Raw genomic sequence first — 16,086 nt, forward strand, 5'->3', positions numbered from 1 at the left:
TTATCATTCCCCTGCCCTCTTCGAAGGGGGACTCTCTTGCAGTAATAATCCCCTCCTTGGAGGGGCAGGGGTGGGTTAAGTACTCTAGAAGAATCTTATTGAGGATAAAAACAATTTAACAATCAACAATTCAACCATGCTCACATACCTAAGAACACTGTTCTACATCTATTTCCTGACCTCTTACATCTAATTCCATAGCCATGAACCTCTTTGATGTTTATCCGCTCTTCGATATTGAGCCTGTTAAAGCCTCCGGTCTTTCTGTTTGGGACAAAGAAGGCAGAAAGTACCTCGACCTATACGGCGGCCACGCCGTGATCTCCATCGGTCATTCACACCCGCATTATGTGAAGCGCATTGCCCGTCAGCTTTACGATATTGGCTTTTACTCCAACGCGGTTCAGAATCCGCTGCAAGTAGAACTGGCTGAAAAACTGGGTAAGCTCAGCGGTTACGACGCTTACAGCCTGTTCCTGTGCAACTCCGGTGCCGAGGCGAATGAGAATGCCTTGAAACTGGCATCATTTCATACGGGCCGCAAAAAGGTCATCTCTTTCAAGAGTTCATTCCACGGACGCACTTCAGCTGCTGTGGCCGCCACCGACGACCCGAGCATCGTAGCGCCGATCAACCAGACCGAGAATTTCATCTTCCTGCCTTTTAATGATGTGACTGCTTTTGAAGAAGCACTGCATGCGCATGGACAGGAACTGGCTGCTGTCATCGTGGAAGGTATACAGGGTGTCGGAGGGGTAAACATCCCAAGCGTGGATTTTCTGAAAGCTTTGGAAGTGCGCTGCAAGCAAGTCGGCGCTCTACTGATTTTGGATGAAGTGCAGTCGGGCTACGGCCGCTCTGGCAAGTTTTTCGCCCATCAGCATGCAGGCATTACCCCTGACCTGATCACGGTAGCCAAAGGCATGGGTAATGGCTTTCCGGTGGGAGGTGTGTTGGTGAGTCCTGCTATTGAGGCAAGTCATGGCATGCTTGGTACCACTTTTGGCGGAAACTACTTGGCCTGCGCTGCATCACTTGCCGTGCTGGAAGTGATGGAAAATGAAAACCTGCTAGAGAACGCCACCATCATGGGGCACTACCTGCGCGAGAAACTCGAAGGAATGCCGGGCGTGAAAGAAGTTCGTGCGCAGGGTTTGATGATTGGAATTGAGTTGCACGAACCCTGCGCTGGTATACGCAAGACGCTGCTCAACGAATTCGGCATCTTCACGGGCAGTTCTTCCAACAAGAATACGTTACGCCTTTTGCCAGCCCTTACGATCAGCAAGGCTGAAGCCGACCAGTTCCTGAAAGCATTTTCAATCATCCTTAGCAAAAAAGTAACCGCCTCATGAAGCAATTCACATCCGTACACGATGTGCAAGATGTAGCCGCCTTGGTGAACGAAGCACTCGAACTGAAAAAATCACCCTACACGCACAGAGAGCTGGGCAAAGACAAAACACTTGGTCTGATCTTTATGAACCCAAGTCTACGCACTCGCCTCAGCACCCAAAAGGCAGGAATGAACTTGGGTATGAACGTGATGGTGATGAACCTTGACAAAGAAGGTTGGGCACTCGAAACGCAGGACGGAGTGATTATGGACGGCACCACCGTGGAGCACATCCGGGAGGCCGCCGCTGTGATGGGCCAGTACTGTGACATCATAGGCATCCGCTCTTTCCCAAAGCTGCAGGATAGAGAAGAAGACTACAGCGAAGACCTGCTGAACAAATTCATTGAGCTAACCGGCGTTCCGATCGTGAGTCTGGAATCTGCCACCCGACACCCGCTGCAGAGTCTCGCCGATTTGGTCACGATAAAAGAACAGGCTGTTGCCGGTAAAAGACCCAAGGTCGTGCTGAGCTGGGCACCGCATATCAAGCCCATCCCACATTGTGTGGCCAACTCCTTTGCCGAGTGGATGCAGCAGGCGGATGTGGAACTGGTGATTACCAACCCGGAAGGCTATGATCTGGCGGAGGAGTTCACCAGAGGCGCACAAGTGCTACACAACCAAGACGAGGCGCTGCAGGACGCAGACTTTGTGTATGTTAAAAACTGGTCGAGCTATGAGCAATACGGACAGGTACTAACGGACGGTGAAGGCTGGATGATAACGAACGAAAAGCTAGCCCAGACCAATAATGCCAAAGTAATGCACTGCCTTCCCGTACGCCGTGGTCTGGAACTGAGCCACGAAGTGCTGGACGGACCAAACTCACTGGTGATCGAGCAGGCGAATAACAGACTATACGCTGCGCAGGCAGTGCTGAAGCGGATGCTGGAGGGGATTAATGGTTAGTTGCTGATTGTTTGTTGTTATGGTAAACTTTCGCCCTCCTCCCAAATACTTTCGGGTTGAGAGCAAACAAGTAGAATTGGCTCGTAGAGAAGGTAGACCTGGGACATAACAACTACAGCGCATGAACCTACAATGTAGTAGAACCAGAGTTTCCCTCCTTGGACAAGGAGGGGTAGGGGTGGTTTGATCCGGTATTAAGAGAACCTCTACAGCAAACAATCTTTTGAAATAAGCAGGGACGTATTAAAGATTAACTCCATGTACATCATTAAAATAGGCGGAAATGTTTTGGACAACCCGGAGCGGTTGCAGCGTTTTTTGATTGATTTCGCGCAACTGTCCGGTCCGAAACTACTGGTGCATGGCGGCGGCAAAATTGCTTCTACGATCGGGCTGCAACTGGGTATTCAGCCAGCTTACGTAGAGGGCCGCCGCCTGACCGACGCTGAAACACTCAAGGTGGTAACGATGGTATACGCCGGGCTCATTAATAAAAACGTGGTAGCCCAACTGCAGTCACTCGGTTGCAACGCCATCGGTATGACCGGTGCTGACGCCAATGCCATACCTGCCTCCAAGCGACCAGTCAAAACGGTGGACTATGGTTTTGCCGGTGATATTGCCGGACCAGAAACTGTAAATGCACAAGCGATTCAAGCACTTTTGCAAGCAGGTTTGACACCCGTTTTGGCACCGCTCACACATGATGGTAAGGGCAGCTTACTTAATACTAATGCCGATACCATTGCCTCGGTTCTAGCGACGGCTTTGGCCCCGCATTATAATGTGAAATTAGTGTACTGCTTCGAGAAAAAAGGCGTGCTGGCCGATGCAGCTGATGACAATGCTGTGATCGCGCATATCGACCAGAACAGGTACAAGGATCTGAAAGAAAAAGGTATTGTAAGCGATGGGATGATCCCGAAACTGGATAATGCCTTTGCTGCTTTGCGACTAGGGGTAAGCGCCGTACTGATTGGGGAGGCCGAAGCCTTGCCTTCACTTTCTACGGGCTTCACAGGAACGACTATACAGTTGCAACATGGTTAAGACCCAGCTATACCCGAAGGCCCTTGACCTGCTCCAGCAACTAATCGCTATACCTTCATTCAGCAAAGAAGAAGATAAAACAGCAGCGCTAATTGCTGCAGTGCTGGAAAAAGAGGGGGTGAAAGCGCACCGAAAGCTCAATAATGTCTGGGCGTTTAACAAGCACTATGATCCTGACTTGCCTACGCTACTACTCAACTCGCACCACGATACCGTGAAGCCCAATACCGGCTATACCCGCGATCCGTTTGCGGCTACCATAGAGGACGGCAAACTGTACGGACTGGGCAGCAATGATGCAGGTGGCTGTCTGGTTTCCTTGCTGGCCACATTTCTATATTTCTATGCGCAAGAGGAGCTTAAATACAACCTCGTTTTTGCAGCCACAGCCGAAGAGGAAATATCAGGCAGAAACGGGCTGGAGCTGATACTGCCGGAATTGGGAGACTTGGAAGCCGCGATAGTAGGTGAACCAACTCTGATGCAACTGGCTGTAGCCGAAAAAGGCCTATTGGTACTGGACTGCGAGGCTAAAGGCCGTTCCGGACACGCCGCCCGCGAGGAAGGACTGAATGCGATTTACGAAGCGCTCCCGGACATCAATTGGTTTCAAACTTATCGCTTTCCGAAAGTCTCCGAGCATTTAGGCCCGATCAAAATGTCGGTGACCATGATACAGTCAGGTACGCAGCACAATGTGGTGCCTGACAGCTGTACGTATACAGTCGATGTGCGCTTGACGGATGCTTATACCATGGACGAAGTGTTAGAGGTGATCCGCCAGCATGTGAAATCGGAGGTAAGGCCACGGTCCACTCGCTTGAAACCTTCGGCTATACCTATGGAGCACCCCTTGGTGCAGGCAGGTATAGCGCTCGGCCGTAGCACCTACGGTTCGCCCACCACTTCTGACCAAGCACTGCTCTCCATACCTTCGCTTAAACTCGGTCCCGGCGACTCCGCCCGCTCGCATATGGCCGATGAGTTTATTTACTTGAAGGAGATGGAGGAAGGTATAAGTCTGTACATCGACATTCTGGAGCGGGTAATTAAATAGCCAAATAAATGTCATCTCGAACAGCGTGAGAGATCTGGATTTCGATAATTGTACCACATATTAACTCCAGATTTCTCACGCTGTTCGAAATGACATAATAAATATTCACTCAATCACTCAACCACTCATTCACTTATTCAAAAATTACCACCATGAAACTCTGGCAGAAAAACACCAACGTCCAAAAAGAGATCGAGCAATTTACAGTTGGTCGCGACCCTGAATTTGACTTGCAGTTGGCCGCTTTTGATGTGTTGGGTTCGCTGGCGCACACGCGCATGCTGGAGCAAGTTGGCTTGCTTGATAAAGCTGACTTGAATGCCTTGCAGCAGGAGATGAAAAACATCTACCAATGCATCATGGCTGGTGATTTTGAGATTGAGCCGGGAGTGGAGGATGTGCACTCGCAGGTAGAGTTGGAGTTAACCCGTAAGCTAGGTGAAGCGGGTAAAAAAATACACAGCGGTCGTTCGCGCAACGATCAGGTGCTTGTGGATCTGAAATTATACCTGCGTCATGAACTGCAAGAGATTGTGGGAGAGGTGAAGACCCTTTTTGATGTGCTACAGGCGCAAAGTGAACGGCACAAAGACAAACTGCTACCGGGCTATACTCATTTGCAGGTGGCCATGCCTTCGTCCTTCGGACTTTGGTTCGGGGCCTATGCCGAGAGTCTGGTGGACGATGTGCTGCTCTTGCAGGCTGCTTACAAAGTGACTGACAAAAATCCGCTGGGTTCGGCTGCTGGTTATGGTTCATCATTCCCACTCAACCGTCAAATGACGACCGACTTGCTTGGTTTCGAAACCATGAACTACAACGTGGTCTATGCTCAGATGGGACGCGGCAAAACGGAACGCATCGTGAGCACGGCTATCGCTTCGGTGGCCGCCGCATTGGCCCGTATGGCCATGGACCTTTGCCTGTACATGAGCCAGAACTTTGCTTTTGTCAGTCTGCCGGATCACCTCACGACAGGTTCCAGCATCATGCCGCACAAAAAGAACCCGGATGTGTTCGAGATCATGCGTGGTAAATGCAACAAGCTGCAGGCGCTTCCGACCGAAATTTCCATGCTGCTCATCAACCTGCCATCGGGTTATCACCGCGAATTACAACTGCTCAAAGAGTCACTCTTTCCCGCTTTTACGGAGTTGAAAGACTGTCTGCAGATGATGACCTTTATGTTGCCGCAGCTACAGGTGCGCGATCAGATCATGGAGGAGGAGAAGTATAAGTATGCTTTCAGTGTGGATTCTGTGAATGCCGAAGTGCTGGCAGGAATGCCTTTTCGAGATGCTTACAAAGTGGTTGGAGAGCGCATAGAGCAGGGGACTTTCACCATACCCGCATCTGTAACGCATACCCACGAAGGCAGTATCGGCAACCTATGCAACAAGGAAATCGCCCGGTTAATGGAAGAGACTATCGCTGGCTTTAACTTCGGAAGAGCCAATAAAGCGATAGAGGAGTTGGTGAAGTAAGTTTGGGAATTATAAGAGTTTAGGAGTTTAAGATTTTAGTATTTCAACAACTCCTAAACTCTCCAATTCCTTAATTTAAATGATAGTTCTGAGGTTTGATGTTGTTGAGTTTGCGGGTGGCTTGTAGGAGGGTGGCTACTAGCAGGGCGATGAAAACGGACATGCCGATCACCAGATAGGAAAGTACTTTAAGGGTTTTCACCTGCCGGTCGGCTGACTGGTAGAGTTCTTGTCCAACCTCGCCCTGTACTTGAATCAGTTCATGCAGCGGCTCCATAAGGTGCAGAAATGCGGTATGTGCCTCCGAGCGATACAGGTGCTCCGCCTTAGTTTTATTGCCAGAACTGCTGAGCTCAAGAATGCGATCCTGCACGGTAACTAAGTTTTGAAACTGCTTCTTGTACTCTGCTAACCCCCTGCTTTCACGCTCAATCAGATAGGTTTTTTCAAACTGGTTAATGAGCGACGCAATCTCTGCGGTATTGGCCTCAACCACACCATACAGACTGTCCTGTTCACCCACGGAGTTTGAAAGGATATGCTCTTCCAATGTCATCCGGTTCTGATAGTAACGTTCCATTACGTCCGATATCACCAGCGAAGGAACCAGACGATCTTGGTACACGGAGCGGAACTGGTTACTCACTTTCTCAATACTATGGCTGGCAAACCAGTTCGCTAATATGATGATGGCGAATACAGAACCCAGCGCAAAGGCCACTTTGTCCCGTTTTGTAATTCGATAGGCCCAATTCATAGCGCATACAATTTAGTTTTAAAACAATATACGGTTTCATACTGATATTAACCAGCATAAACCTGTATAATCGAGAGCAATAATTGTGCTTTTCTTTAGCAGTATTGTAAATTCTTCTTTTAAAAATACAGATAACTTCTTTTGCTGGGCGCGTATAACAGGCACATTGACAAAGTGTTTTACCTGAAGTATCGCCTGTGATTCCGATTAAGATCCATACGCAACCCGACGACTCCACCTGCGGACCTACCAGTTTGCATGCGGTCTATCGCTACTTCAAAGATACGATCTCTTTGGGAGAGGTAATCAAGGAAGTACCCTATCTGGACGAGGGCGGTACGTTGGAGGTGCTGCTCGCCTGCCATGCGCTTAGCCGAGGCTACAGGGCCCGCATCTATACCTACAACCTGCACATCTTCGATCCGACTTGGTTTGATCTGACTAACGAAGAGATTATCGGTAAACTGGAGGAGCAACTGCAATTCAAGAAGGGCAGCAAGTTCAAGCGGGCTACCTTGGCTTACATCGATTTCCTGCAGCGTGGCGGCGAGTTGCGCTGTACTGACCTTACCAAGGGCCTGTTGAGGGAATACTTCGAGCGGGATATTCCGCTGCTGACAGGTCTCAGCGCCACCTACCTTTACCAAAGTTCCCGTGAGTTTGGTGATGAGGAGGGCAATTCGGTGTACGACGACGTGCGCGGTTTTCCAATGGGACACTTTGTTGTGCTTTGCGGCTTTGCTGAGGATCAGAAACACATCGTGGTTGCTGATCCCTATCAGGAAAACCCCTATTTCAAAAACAATTACTATGAGGTGAAGGCGTCGCATCTACTCAACTCCATTATGTTGGGTATGGCAACTTTCGATGCGAACCTGTTGGCCATCCAGCCCGCCCATACCGAACCCATCGACGAATAAATAATGCGAAAAATAGTAGTAGTGGATTATCCCAAGGACTGGGATGTGGCGATAGAAGACGTGGAAGTGGTGGACGTGCAGACTTATCTGACGGATGCGACCTATACTGATATAAAAAATGCGCGCATTTTTAACCTGTGCCGCTCTTATAAGTATCAGAGCGCAGGATACTATGTGTCGCTGCTGGCAGAGGCCCGCGGGCACAAACCCATACCGAGCGTAGCTACCATGCAGGACCTAAAGAGTCCGACCATTGTGCGGGCCATCACCGTGGAGCTAAACGAACTGATCCAGAAAACACTCGGCAGTTTGCGCTCCAAATCCTTCACGCTGAGTATCTATTTCGGACAGAATGTGGCTCAGAAGTATGAAAAGCTTTGCAAGCAGCTGCACGACCTGTTTCAGGCGCCGCTCCTGCGGGCCCAGTTCGTATATAAAGACGAGTGGGTTCTGCAGAGTATTTCGGCTATACCTATAAATGATGTGCCGGAACACCATTGGCGCTATCTGCTGCGTTTCGCTAAATCCTACTTTGCCCGTCACCGTTTTTCGGGTGCCAAAATCGGCCGCAACAAGATTTATGACTTAGCCATACTGGTCGATCCAGATGAGAAGGAGCCGCCATCCGACAAAAGGGCGCTACAGCATTTTGTGGAGGCAGGGGAGAGCCTCGGCTTTTATGTGGAACTGATCACCAAAGACGATTACCGTCGCCTGCCGGAATTCGACGCGCTCTTTATTCGGGAAACGACTTCGGTAAACCACCATACCTATAAGTTCGCCCGTAAAGCCTATGCCGATGGTTTGGTGGTAATCGATGACCCGATTTCCATTTTGCGCTGTACCAACAAAGTATACTTGGCTGAGCTGCTGACCAAAGCGAAAGTGCCTATACCTAAGACCATGATCATACACAAGGATAACCGAGAACTTGTGGAGGCAGAATTGGGTATACCCTGTGTGCTAAAAAAACCGGATAGCTCTTTTTCGCAGGGGGTCGTAAAGGCCAAGGATAAAGAAGGGCTAGAGCGCGAGCTCGATGAAATGTTGAACGATTCGGAACTGATTATTGGGCAGGAGTTCACGCCGACCGACTTCGACTGGCGCATCGGCATCATGGACAAGCAGCCGCTCTACGCCTGTAAGTATTTTATGGCGAAGGGGCACTGGCAAATCTATAACTGGAACGGCAAGAAGAAAAACGATACAGAAGGCGATCACGAGACCGTACCGTTTGAACAGGTGCCCTTTACAGTTCTGCACACGGCAATAAAAGCGGCCAACTTAATCGGGAACGGGCTTTATGGGGTGGATATAAAGGAGATAGACGGAAAAGCCTACGTGATCGAAGTAAACGACAACCCGAGCATCGACTCCGGTTGCGAGGACCAGATACTTAAAAAAGAACTTTATACCTCTATCCTTAAATCCATAAAGAAACGCATAGATGACAACAAGAACGTTAGAACAGATGAGTAGTAAAACTGCAACGCTGCACCTGTTTGAGGGTTATGGCGTGGAGATGGAATACATGATCGTGGACAAGGACACGCTGCAGGTCAAACCCATCACCGATCAATTGATCTATGATGAAGTGGGCGCTTATGTGTCGGATGTGGAGTTCGGCCAGATGGCATGGTCAAACGAGTTGGTGCTGCATGTGGTAGAACTCAAGACACAGAGTCCGGCCTCTTCCCTGATTGGTTTGGAGAACCATTTCCAGCAGCATGTGCAGCGCATCAACAAGCTGCTTGAAAAGCACCATGCCATGCTCTTGCCTACAGGCGCGCACCCTTTCATGGATCCATTTAAGGAAACCAAGCTCTGGCCACACGAGCACAATGCGGTATACGAAGCCTATAATCGGATTTTCGATTGCCGTGGTCATGGTTGGGCCAACCTGCAGAGCACGCATCTTAACCTGCCTTTCGGCAATGATGAGGAATTTGGCAAATTGCACGCCGCCATCCGGATGGTGCTACCGCTTATACCTGCCTTAGCCGCCTCGTCGCCCATGCTCGACGGAAAGCTGTCCGGTCTGTTGGATACCCGCCTAGAGGTATACCGTCACAACCAAGACAAGATTCCGGCCATAGCGGGGAAAGTAGTACCCGAGGCGGTGTTCACAAAGGAAGCCTACGAGACGCAGATACTCAACAATATGTATAAGGCTGTGGCTCCCTACGATCCGGAGGGTGTGCTGCAAGAGGAGTTCCTAAACTCACGCGGTGCCATCGCACGCTTCGACCGCAATGCCATCGAAATTCGCCTGATTGATATACAGGAAAGCCCCGTGGCGGACCTTGCCGTGTTGCAGGCCGTGGTGGCCACGGTGCAGGCCTTGGTAGGCGAGCGCTGGGTAAGCATTGAAAAGCTACAGCAATGGGACGAAAACTGCTTGTCAGAACTGCTACTCCAAGTAATTAAAAGCGGACAGGAAACTGTGATCACAGACCGGGCGTTTATCGACTGTTTCGGATTTGACTGTGAAGACAATTGTACGGTTGGAGAACTGTGGAAACACCTTGTCGCCGAGACGCTCAACCTTGAGGAGCAGCCGCATGTAGCCTATGCGCTAAACGTGATTCTTTCCAGAGGCTGTCTGTCGAAACGGATAGTGGAGGCTTTAGGTGAAAACCCAACAGAGCAAGACATACAACGCGTTTACCTTGGCCTTGCCCATTGCCTGCAGTGGGGCGGGGTGTTTATACCTGAAAAACCATGCTGAGACTTTTACTGACCTGCGAACATGGTGGAAACCTTATACCTCCTGCCTATGCGCCACTCTTTCATGGGCACGAGGATGTGTTAGAAACGCACCGAGGCTACGATATCGGGGCATTGGAGCTTTTCAATAGCATAAAGCCGGTTGCTGACGTGAGTTTCTACGCCGAGACAAGTCGCCTGCTGGTAGAGCTTAACCGTTCTGCAAACCATGCAAAGCTCTTCTCCGAGTTCAGCAACGAGCTGCCGAAGTCTGAGAAAGACCGCTTATTAGAGCGCCATTACAAGCCATACCGGGAACAGGTCGAGCAAATGGTGCAGGACTTTGTATCAGCGGGCAGACGCCTGCTGCATATCGCGGTGCACACATTTACCCCGGTGCTGGAAGGAGAGGAGCGCAAAGCGGATATTGGTCTGCTCTATGACCCCAAGCGACCCCATGAGCAAGCCTATTCCAAGCAGTGGAAAGCGGCACTCAATCGGGCAGACAAAGACCTAGTGGTTCGTTTCAATTATCCTTATTTGGGCATTTCCGATGGATTCCCGACTTATTTACGCCGCAAATTTACAGCAAACGAATACGTGGGTATTGAACTGGAAGTAAACCAGCGATTTCCACTGGATGGAGGTGAAAAGTGGCAAAAGCTGCAGGCGCTTCTGGCTGGCACGCTGCAAGAACTGGTTATCCGTAACAGAGCAGAGCTTTCTGGTGATTCAAGATAGTTGTGTGCTTTTAAGATAACCCAAAAGCTTAATAAACAGTATTGTATGATATATATGAAGAGATTTGCATATAAGTATCGGCCTATCACTTCTGTATTTTGTTTAACCCTTCTAAGGGCATTAATTTTTTAATTATAATTCCTTAAATTCCTAAAACTATGAAGATCAGAAGTTTACTTAATTTAGTATTTGTGCTGATTGCTGCACAACTTATGTTTGCATGTAGCTCCACCAAGTACTATGAGTTTGCTGGCCACAAGCAGGCTCCTTACAATGACATGAAAAAGCCGGCTGCTGAGAAAGCAGTTGCGCCTGAAATCTCCCTGAGCGAAGTAGCCTTGGCTGCCGCTGAAGAGAAGGCCACTGAGAAAGAAGCTGAAGAGCCTGTACTTGAAGCCAGCGTGGCAGTATCAGCTAAACCAGCCGCTCCAGCTCCTAAAGTTGCTCCAATTGCTCCTGTAGCCGTGGAAGAAGTAACCATAACGGAAGCTGAAGCCATGGCGATGGCCAAAGAGCGCTTGGCAAGTATGACCAAGGCCGAGAAGAAAGAGTTTAAGAAAGAGGTGCGCGAAGCATTAATGCAGGATCGTAGCGGTAGTGGTGTAAGTATCATCAAGATCATTCTGGCGGTATTGCTTCCACCGTTGGCCGTTTTCCTGCACGTAGGTATAGGCACGCAGTTCTGGATTAGCCTTATTCTGACACTGCTCTTCTGGATACCGGGTGTTATCTATGCCTTGTTGGTTGTGACGGATACCATTTAAGCAACACTTAGATACGAAACAAAAAAGCATCACTCTCGGGTGATGCTTTTTTGTTTTGGGGCGATAACCCCGTATATAAGATTGCGTTCTATACCTGTAACCGGATTATTAACTAATGAGGCATGGAATACAAGGACTATTACAAAATTCTGGGCGTTGAGAAGTCTGCCTCCCAAGCTGACATCAAGAAAGCCTACCGTGCTCTTGCCAAAAAATATCACCCTGATAAAAACAAAGACGACAAAGCCGCAGAGGAAAAGTTTAAGGACATAAGTGAGGCTTACGAAGTGCTGGGTGACGAACAGAAGCGCAAGCAATATGACGAGCTAGGGGCCAATTGGCGGCATTTCCAGCAGGGAGGCGGACAGTACCAAGGGCGTCCCGGCGGCGGTTTTCGCGGGACGTATCACGAAGCTGACATGGGCGACATGTTCGGGGGTGGCAGCGGTTTTTCTGACTTTTTTGAACAGTTTTTTGGAGGCGGCTTTGCCCAGCAGGGTGCTAGTTTCCGCGGTCGCGGACAGGCACCAAAGGGGCAGGACTATGAGGCGGAAATGCTTATCTCTCTGCAGGAGGCCTACAGCGGTGCCTCACGTTTACTGACAGTTAACGGCCAGCAGCTACGCATCACAACCAAACCCGGCGTGGCCGACGGACAGGTGCTGCGCATCAAAGGCAAAGGAGGTCCGGCTGTCGCAGGAGGTGCGCCGGGCGATTTGTACATACGGGTGCAGGTGCAGCCTTTCCCGGGTATCGACCGCCAAGGCGACAATCTGCATACACAGCTGAATCTTGATATGTACACCGCCATACTTGGTGGAGAAGAGCAGGTACATACGCTTTCGGGCAAGCTAAAACTCAAAATACCAGCCGGTACCCAGAATGGTAAAACTCTTCGACTTAGGGGCAAAGGCATGCCTGTTTATGGAAAGCCCGATCTGCACGGCGATTTGTACGTAAAAATAGAGGTACAGCTCCCCGTGCATCTGTCGGCAGAGGAGCGAGAACTGATGGAGCGGTTGCGGGAACTCCATCAACGCAAAACTACCAGCGTATAAAATCATACGATTACCAAATAGCCAGCCAAGCCATGTTAATGACCATTGAACACATCAGCATCCAACATCCCTTCGAAAGTTTTGTAGATAGCCTTGCGGACCGCAACCTAACCTGTTATGCGAGTGATCTGCTAGAACAACAGGGCTGCAATAACCTACAAGAGCTAAGCGATGCGGTGAAGCGGGCTACTGAGGTGTGTAACTCTATGCACGTGCCGCTGCAGGAGAATTTCAAAGTCGTATTCCGATCACGTAACGGGGAAGTGGTGCAGGACTGGCGTCTTTCACGGATGGCTTATCTGCTGACAGCCCTCAACGCCGATTCACGAAACACTTTTGTGGCCCAATTGCAGGTGGAAATGGTAAAGCACATGCTAAACAACGCTTGAACCCGCGTCTGCTAATGTCGCTATACCCTCTTGCTCTAAGCTATTTGACCAGCCAAACTGAATACAAAGCTTTTGCATGTGATGTGGTATTGGAGCAGTAATCCGGATTTGCTCGCCGTGCACCGGATGCGTGAAGGCCAGTGAAGCGGAATGCAAAAGCATAATGGGGCATTCTAACTGCTCCCGAAACATCTGGTTGTGCCGCCAGTCGCCATGGCGCCTATCCCCGACAATGTAATGCCTGATGTGTGCGAAGTGCTTTCGGATCTGGTGCATGCGCCCTGTCTCCGGCGTCACCTTAACCAGCGAGTAGCGGGCTGTGCTGTAGCGGCCGACAGGTATGGGCAGCTCCACGGTTGCCAACCGTACGTAGTGTGTCACGGCATCCTGCGGGGCTTTGTGCTTGTGGTCCTTGTCCGGCCGGATGGGGCTGTCGATGGTATCTTTTTCCAAGGTATAGCCCCGCAAGATGGCGTAGTAGGTTTTGTCTACTGTTTTTTCTTCAAAAGCTTTTACCAAAGGGCTCACAGCCTCTTGGTTTTTGGCGAACAACAAGACTCCTGAAGTGCCTCGGTCTAGTCTGTGTACAGCGTATACCTGATGACCCAACTGGTCACGAAGCATCTGCAAGGCAAACTCCTTCGTTTCTTCCGCAATGCGCGTGCGGTGCACCAGCAGTCCATTGGGTTTATTAATCGCTACGTAGTTCTCGTCTTCGTATATTATCTCAAGCACAGCCATAAATTTAAGGCAAAGGTAGGTAAAAACAGGTAGGCTGCCACGTCAAAGCGGGTTTCAACTTTGTACCTAGCAGGTACGAACAACTATAAATTAGCCTGAATAGTAAGAATTGAGCGGAAAGCTGCCTATACTTGCCGGTTGATTACAACAAGACAGATAAAGCGAATGGCCATATCATTTGATAACCTAAGGAGAGGAAAGAAGTACATGCTGCAAAACTTCGGGGAGCAGTTTGAGTTTCAGGTGGTCGATATGCCCGAAGAAGGCGCTTACTTAGTGAAAGACCTGCACACCCTCGAAACATTTTTGCTGCATGAACTGGTGCAATACGGACGCGGTAAGGACTTTGACATGCAGGAACTATAGGAATAGGCTTAGGTGCTGCGACTGACTTTGCCTTTCAAATCCCAGTGGCTGCGCTGGATCTTTCCAGTTTTGGCATCCCGGATGATTTTGCGCACATAGCGCTCACCGGAGATGGCACCGTCCTCTAACCGCTTCCCGATAAATAGTGTCACAGGCTCTCCGTTTTCATTGGTCACAATAGTGAGGTCCTTGCCATTGTAATGCTGGTCCAGTCTACTGTCAGGAGCATATATCTTGTCAAGCTTCTCAATCAATTTGGGTCCTAGGGCCATAGGCTTCTATTTTTAATGTCTTTATCCGACTGATGCTAGAGTACTATCTTGCTGGGAAATCCAAACCTTTGCATCAGACAAATCGCTGAATACCTCTATCTCTATTGTGTTGCATGTCAGATTATTTATCAACTCGATAACCTTGTGAGTCACCAGTTCATGAAAAACATCCATAGGTACTACACGGGCAAATCTTGTAATCTCTGTTTCATTCATTCTGCTTGCGGTTAGCTCAGCCAGAGCACGCTGCATGCTAAGATCCAGATTAATAGCGAGACTATTATCGGCTAACCATCCGATCGCATGATATCTTTTAGCAGCATCTATCCCTATGTTGTAAGCCTTAAGGAGTATGGTTTCATCAGGCTGTTGAAGCCATTTCAGATGATGTGTACGCTCATTCTTATTAAAGGCAATGTGACAATAGTTGTCTTTATATAGATCCATAAGGTTATTTTCTGTGAGAAAGTATGCATACATAATACTATATGTACCTTGTTAAGTTCCAATTTTTTAGAGTTATTCTCGGTATATTAGGATAGTTCAATGATTAAGTTCTAAATAGTAACTTTAGGCTCGCTGTCTAGGTAAAAAATACAAGGCGGTAAATTGGAAGGTTATGGTATACGTAAGGGACAATCAGGAGCAGTTGGTTCTGCAGACTGAGTATTTAGAGATTAAGCTTGATGCTAAGCATCATATGTTATCAACTGACTGGTCTGGCTGGTTGGATTTTAAAAAAGGACAGACTGGATGTCTACAAATTCTGGAGCATGTCAGAAATCAAAACGTGACTAAAATACTGAATAATAATTCTAAAGTGACTGGTCACTCGGGCGCCACCAGTTGGATGAGCGAGGTATGGTTGCCGGCATTACGTGAGGCCGGTATTACACACTTTGCTTGGGTATACTCGCACGAATTCTTCACGCAGCTAGAAATAGACAACACAGTCGACAGAACGACAGGTATAGCGATGCGCACTTTTTTTCTTCCAGAAGATGCACGTCAATGGCTGTTAGCGCACTAACATGTACACCGGTGTTGCGTATATCAAATACAAACTCACCTGAATATGCAGCCAAACCAGCAAGCACAGCATTATTTTGTTTACATAATGGGCGACCAATCACAGCCCCATTTGAATATCGGCGTGTCAAAAGACCTGCAGCACGACATGTCATTGTCCGAACAGCCTAACCTACATCCAAAACTGGTTTATTACGAACACTACGACATGGAGGAAATAGCCCGAGTACGGGAGCGCCACATCAAAGCCTGCAGTCCGGAGGAGAACCTTCGGTTAGTTGAATCGATGAATCCCAACTGGCTAGATCTTGCCGATACCTTGTCTTAGGTGTAAAGCCCCTTTTTCTTATCCTTTTCCATTCCCGCTTGACTTCTGCACATAGTACCTGTACCTTGTAGGTAGATAGCCACGATTTGTGCAGCCATCACAGGGAATAAGCACTC

At 49.0% G+C, this 16,086-nt stretch carries 19 protein-coding genes; 15 read left to right on the forward strand and 4 right to left on the reverse strand.

Features of this window, described 5'->3' with window-relative positions; genetic code table 11:
• Positions 1–203 precede the first annotated feature (203 nt).
• The 5 genes from Q1A04_RS17840 (at position 204) to argH (ending at position 5,899) form a co-directional block, all read left to right on the forward strand.
• Complete coding sequence (locus Q1A04_RS17840; protein WP_299708733.1) at positions 204–1,355, forward strand: aminotransferase class III-fold pyridoxal phosphate-dependent enzyme; 1,152 nt, start codon at positions 204–206, stop codon at positions 1,353–1,355.
• Positions 1,352–2,308: an acetylornithine carbamoyltransferase gene (locus tag Q1A04_RS17845; RefSeq protein WP_299708736.1), complete on the forward strand. Its 957-nt coding sequence runs from the start codon at positions 1,352–1,354 to the stop codon at positions 2,306–2,308. Before Q1A04_RS17840 ends, Q1A04_RS17845 begins: the two co-directional genes overlap by 4 nt.
• Positions 2,309–2,566: 258 nt before the next feature.
• Entirely contained in the window at positions 2,567–3,358 is a 792-nt protein-coding gene (argB, locus tag Q1A04_RS17850) for an acetylglutamate kinase (RefSeq protein WP_299708739.1), read from the forward strand.
• Positions 3,351–4,415, forward strand: a complete 1,065-nt coding sequence (locus tag Q1A04_RS17855) for a M20 family metallo-hydrolase (RefSeq protein ID WP_299708742.1) — start codon at positions 3,351–3,353, stop codon at positions 4,413–4,415. Before argB ends, Q1A04_RS17855 begins: the two co-directional genes overlap by 8 nt.
• 152 nt (positions 4,416–4,567) lie before the next feature.
• Entirely contained in the window at positions 4,568–5,899 is a 1,332-nt protein-coding gene (gene argH, locus Q1A04_RS17860) for an argininosuccinate lyase (RefSeq protein ID WP_299708744.1), read from the forward strand.
• 70 nt (positions 5,900–5,969) lie between these two features.
• Here the strand turns inward: argH and Q1A04_RS17865 are convergent, their stop codons facing one another.
• Positions 5,970–6,656, reverse strand: coding sequence for an MCP four helix bundle domain-containing protein (locus Q1A04_RS17865; protein WP_299708746.1), 687 nt, complete (start codon positions 6,654–6,656; stop codon positions 5,970–5,972).
• Positions 6,657–6,853: 197 nt separating this feature from the next.
• Between Q1A04_RS17865 and Q1A04_RS17870 the strand changes: the two genes are divergently transcribed.
• From Q1A04_RS17870 to Q1A04_RS17900, 7 genes are all read left to right on the forward strand, one after another.
• Positions 6,854–7,576: a peptidase-C39 like family protein gene (locus tag Q1A04_RS17870; RefSeq protein WP_299708749.1), complete on the forward strand. Its 723-nt coding sequence runs from the start codon at positions 6,854–6,856 to the stop codon at positions 7,574–7,576.
• Positions 7,577–7,579: 3 nt separating this feature from the next.
• Positions 7,580–9,055, forward strand: a complete 1,476-nt coding sequence (locus Q1A04_RS17875) for a RimK family protein (RefSeq protein WP_299708752.1) — start codon at positions 7,580–7,582, stop codon at positions 9,053–9,055.
• Positions 9,048–10,304 carry a glutamate-cysteine ligase family protein gene (locus Q1A04_RS17880; RefSeq protein ID WP_299708755.1) on the forward strand — a complete coding sequence of 419 codons (1,257 nt, stop codon included), beginning with the start codon at positions 9,048–9,050 and terminating at the stop codon, positions 10,302–10,304. Before Q1A04_RS17875 ends, Q1A04_RS17880 begins: the two co-directional genes overlap by 8 nt.
• Complete coding sequence (locus Q1A04_RS17885) at positions 10,298–11,023, forward strand: N-formylglutamate amidohydrolase (RefSeq protein WP_299708757.1); 726 nt, start codon at positions 10,298–10,300, stop codon at positions 11,021–11,023. The genes Q1A04_RS17880 and Q1A04_RS17885 overlap by 7 nt, the downstream gene beginning before the upstream one ends.
• A 158-nt stretch (positions 11,024–11,181) precedes the next feature.
• A complete protein-coding gene (locus Q1A04_RS17890) occupies positions 11,182–11,787 on the forward strand; it encodes a YqaE/Pmp3 family membrane protein (RefSeq protein ID WP_299708759.1) in 606 nt (201 codons plus the stop codon).
• A 122-nt stretch (positions 11,788–11,909) separates the two neighbouring features.
• The gene (locus Q1A04_RS17895; RefSeq protein ID WP_299708762.1) at positions 11,910–12,845 is read left to right on the forward strand and encodes a J domain-containing protein; all 936 of its coding nucleotides are present in this window, start codon (positions 11,910–11,912) and stop codon (positions 12,843–12,845) included.
• A gap of 32 nt (positions 12,846–12,877) precedes the next feature.
• Entirely contained in the window at positions 12,878–13,234 is a 357-nt protein-coding gene (locus tag Q1A04_RS17900; protein WP_299708764.1) for a hypothetical protein, read from the forward strand.
• On the opposite strand, the gene Q1A04_RS17905 is transcribed toward Q1A04_RS17900, so the two are convergent.
• On the reverse strand, positions 13,220–13,975 hold the full coding sequence (locus tag Q1A04_RS17905) for a pseudouridine synthase (RefSeq protein ID WP_299708766.1): 756 nt from the start codon (positions 13,973–13,975) through the stop codon (positions 13,220–13,222). The two genes, Q1A04_RS17900 and Q1A04_RS17905, sit on opposite strands and share 15 nt — an antisense overlap.
• Positions 13,976–14,140: 165 nt before the next feature.
• Between Q1A04_RS17905 and Q1A04_RS17910 the strand changes: the two genes are divergently transcribed.
• The gene (locus tag Q1A04_RS17910) at positions 14,141–14,341 is read left to right on the forward strand and encodes a hypothetical protein (protein ID WP_299708768.1); all 201 of its coding nucleotides are present in this window, start codon (positions 14,141–14,143) and stop codon (positions 14,339–14,341) included.
• A gap of 8 nt (positions 14,342–14,349) precedes the next feature.
• Here the strand turns inward: Q1A04_RS17910 and Q1A04_RS17915 are convergent, their stop codons facing one another.
• Complete coding sequence (locus tag Q1A04_RS17915) at positions 14,350–14,613, reverse strand: hypothetical protein (protein ID WP_299708770.1); 264 nt, start codon at positions 14,611–14,613, stop codon at positions 14,350–14,352.
• A gap of 21 nt (positions 14,614–14,634) precedes the next feature.
• Positions 14,635–15,060 (reverse strand): hypothetical protein, encoded by a 426-nt coding sequence (locus Q1A04_RS17920; protein ID WP_299708773.1) that lies wholly within the window; start codon positions 15,058–15,060, stop codon positions 14,635–14,637.
• 343 nt (positions 15,061–15,403) lie between these two features.
• Between Q1A04_RS17920 and Q1A04_RS17925 the strand changes: the two genes are divergently transcribed.
• Positions 15,404–15,643 (forward strand): hypothetical protein, encoded by a 240-nt coding sequence (locus Q1A04_RS17925; RefSeq protein WP_299708776.1) that lies wholly within the window; start codon positions 15,404–15,406, stop codon positions 15,641–15,643.
• A 45-nt stretch (positions 15,644–15,688) separates the two neighbouring features.
• Positions 15,689–15,970 carry an excinuclease ABC subunit C gene (locus tag Q1A04_RS17930; RefSeq protein ID WP_299708778.1) on the forward strand — a complete coding sequence of 94 codons (282 nt, stop codon included), beginning with the start codon at positions 15,689–15,691 and terminating at the stop codon, positions 15,968–15,970.
• Positions 15,971–16,086 lie beyond the last annotated feature (116 nt).

The sequence above is a fragment of the uncultured Pontibacter sp. genome (assembly GCF_947499215.1).
Taxonomy (GTDB): Bacteria; Bacteroidota; Bacteroidia; order Cytophagales; family Hymenobacteraceae; genus Pontibacter.

Excerpts from the sequence above, each read along its gene's own strand:
- Q1A04_RS17840 (WP_299708733.1), top strand. The coding sequence starts at position 204 with ATGAACCTCTTTGATGTTTATCCGCTCTTCGATATTGAGCCTGTTAAA.
- Q1A04_RS17845 (WP_299708736.1), top strand. The coding sequence starts at position 1,352 with ATGAAGCAATTCACATCCGTACACGATGTGCAAGATGTAGCCGCCTTG.
- argB (WP_299708739.1), top strand. The coding sequence starts at position 2,567 with ATGTACATCATTAAAATAGGCGGAAATGTTTTGGACAACCCGGAGCGG.
- Q1A04_RS17855 (WP_299708742.1), top strand. The coding sequence starts at position 3,351 with ATGGTTAAGACCCAGCTATACCCGAAGGCCCTTGACCTGCTCCAGCAA.
- argH (WP_299708744.1), top strand. The coding sequence starts at position 4,568 with ATGAAACTCTGGCAGAAAAACACCAACGTCCAAAAAGAGATCGAGCAA.
- Q1A04_RS17865 (WP_299708746.1), bottom strand. The coding sequence starts at position 6,656 with ATGAATTGGGCCTATCGAATTACAAAACGGGACAAAGTGGCCTTTGCG.
- Q1A04_RS17875 (WP_299708752.1), top strand. The coding sequence starts at position 7,580 with ATGCGAAAAATAGTAGTAGTGGATTATCCCAAGGACTGGGATGTGGCG.
- Q1A04_RS17880 (WP_299708755.1), top strand. The coding sequence starts at position 9,048 with ATGAGTAGTAAAACTGCAACGCTGCACCTGTTTGAGGGTTATGGCGTG.
- Q1A04_RS17885 (WP_299708757.1), top strand. The coding sequence starts at position 10,298 with ATGCTGAGACTTTTACTGACCTGCGAACATGGTGGAAACCTTATACCT.
- Q1A04_RS17890 (WP_299708759.1), top strand. The coding sequence starts at position 11,182 with ATGAAGATCAGAAGTTTACTTAATTTAGTATTTGTGCTGATTGCTGCA.
- Q1A04_RS17895 (WP_299708762.1), top strand. The coding sequence starts at position 11,910 with ATGGAATACAAGGACTATTACAAAATTCTGGGCGTTGAGAAGTCTGCC.
- Q1A04_RS17900 (WP_299708764.1), top strand. The coding sequence starts at position 12,878 with ATGTTAATGACCATTGAACACATCAGCATCCAACATCCCTTCGAAAGT.
- Q1A04_RS17905 (WP_299708766.1), bottom strand. The coding sequence starts at position 13,975 with ATGGCTGTGCTTGAGATAATATACGAAGACGAGAACTACGTAGCGATT.
- Q1A04_RS17910 (WP_299708768.1), top strand. The coding sequence starts at position 14,141 with ATGGCCATATCATTTGATAACCTAAGGAGAGGAAAGAAGTACATGCTG.
- Q1A04_RS17915 (WP_299708770.1), bottom strand. The coding sequence starts at position 14,613 with ATGGCCCTAGGACCCAAATTGATTGAGAAGCTTGACAAGATATATGCT.
- Q1A04_RS17920 (WP_299708773.1), bottom strand. The coding sequence starts at position 15,060 with ATGGATCTATATAAAGACAACTATTGTCACATTGCCTTTAATAAGAAT.
- Q1A04_RS17930 (WP_299708778.1), top strand. The coding sequence starts at position 15,689 with ATGCAGCCAAACCAGCAAGCACAGCATTATTTTGTTTACATAATGGGC.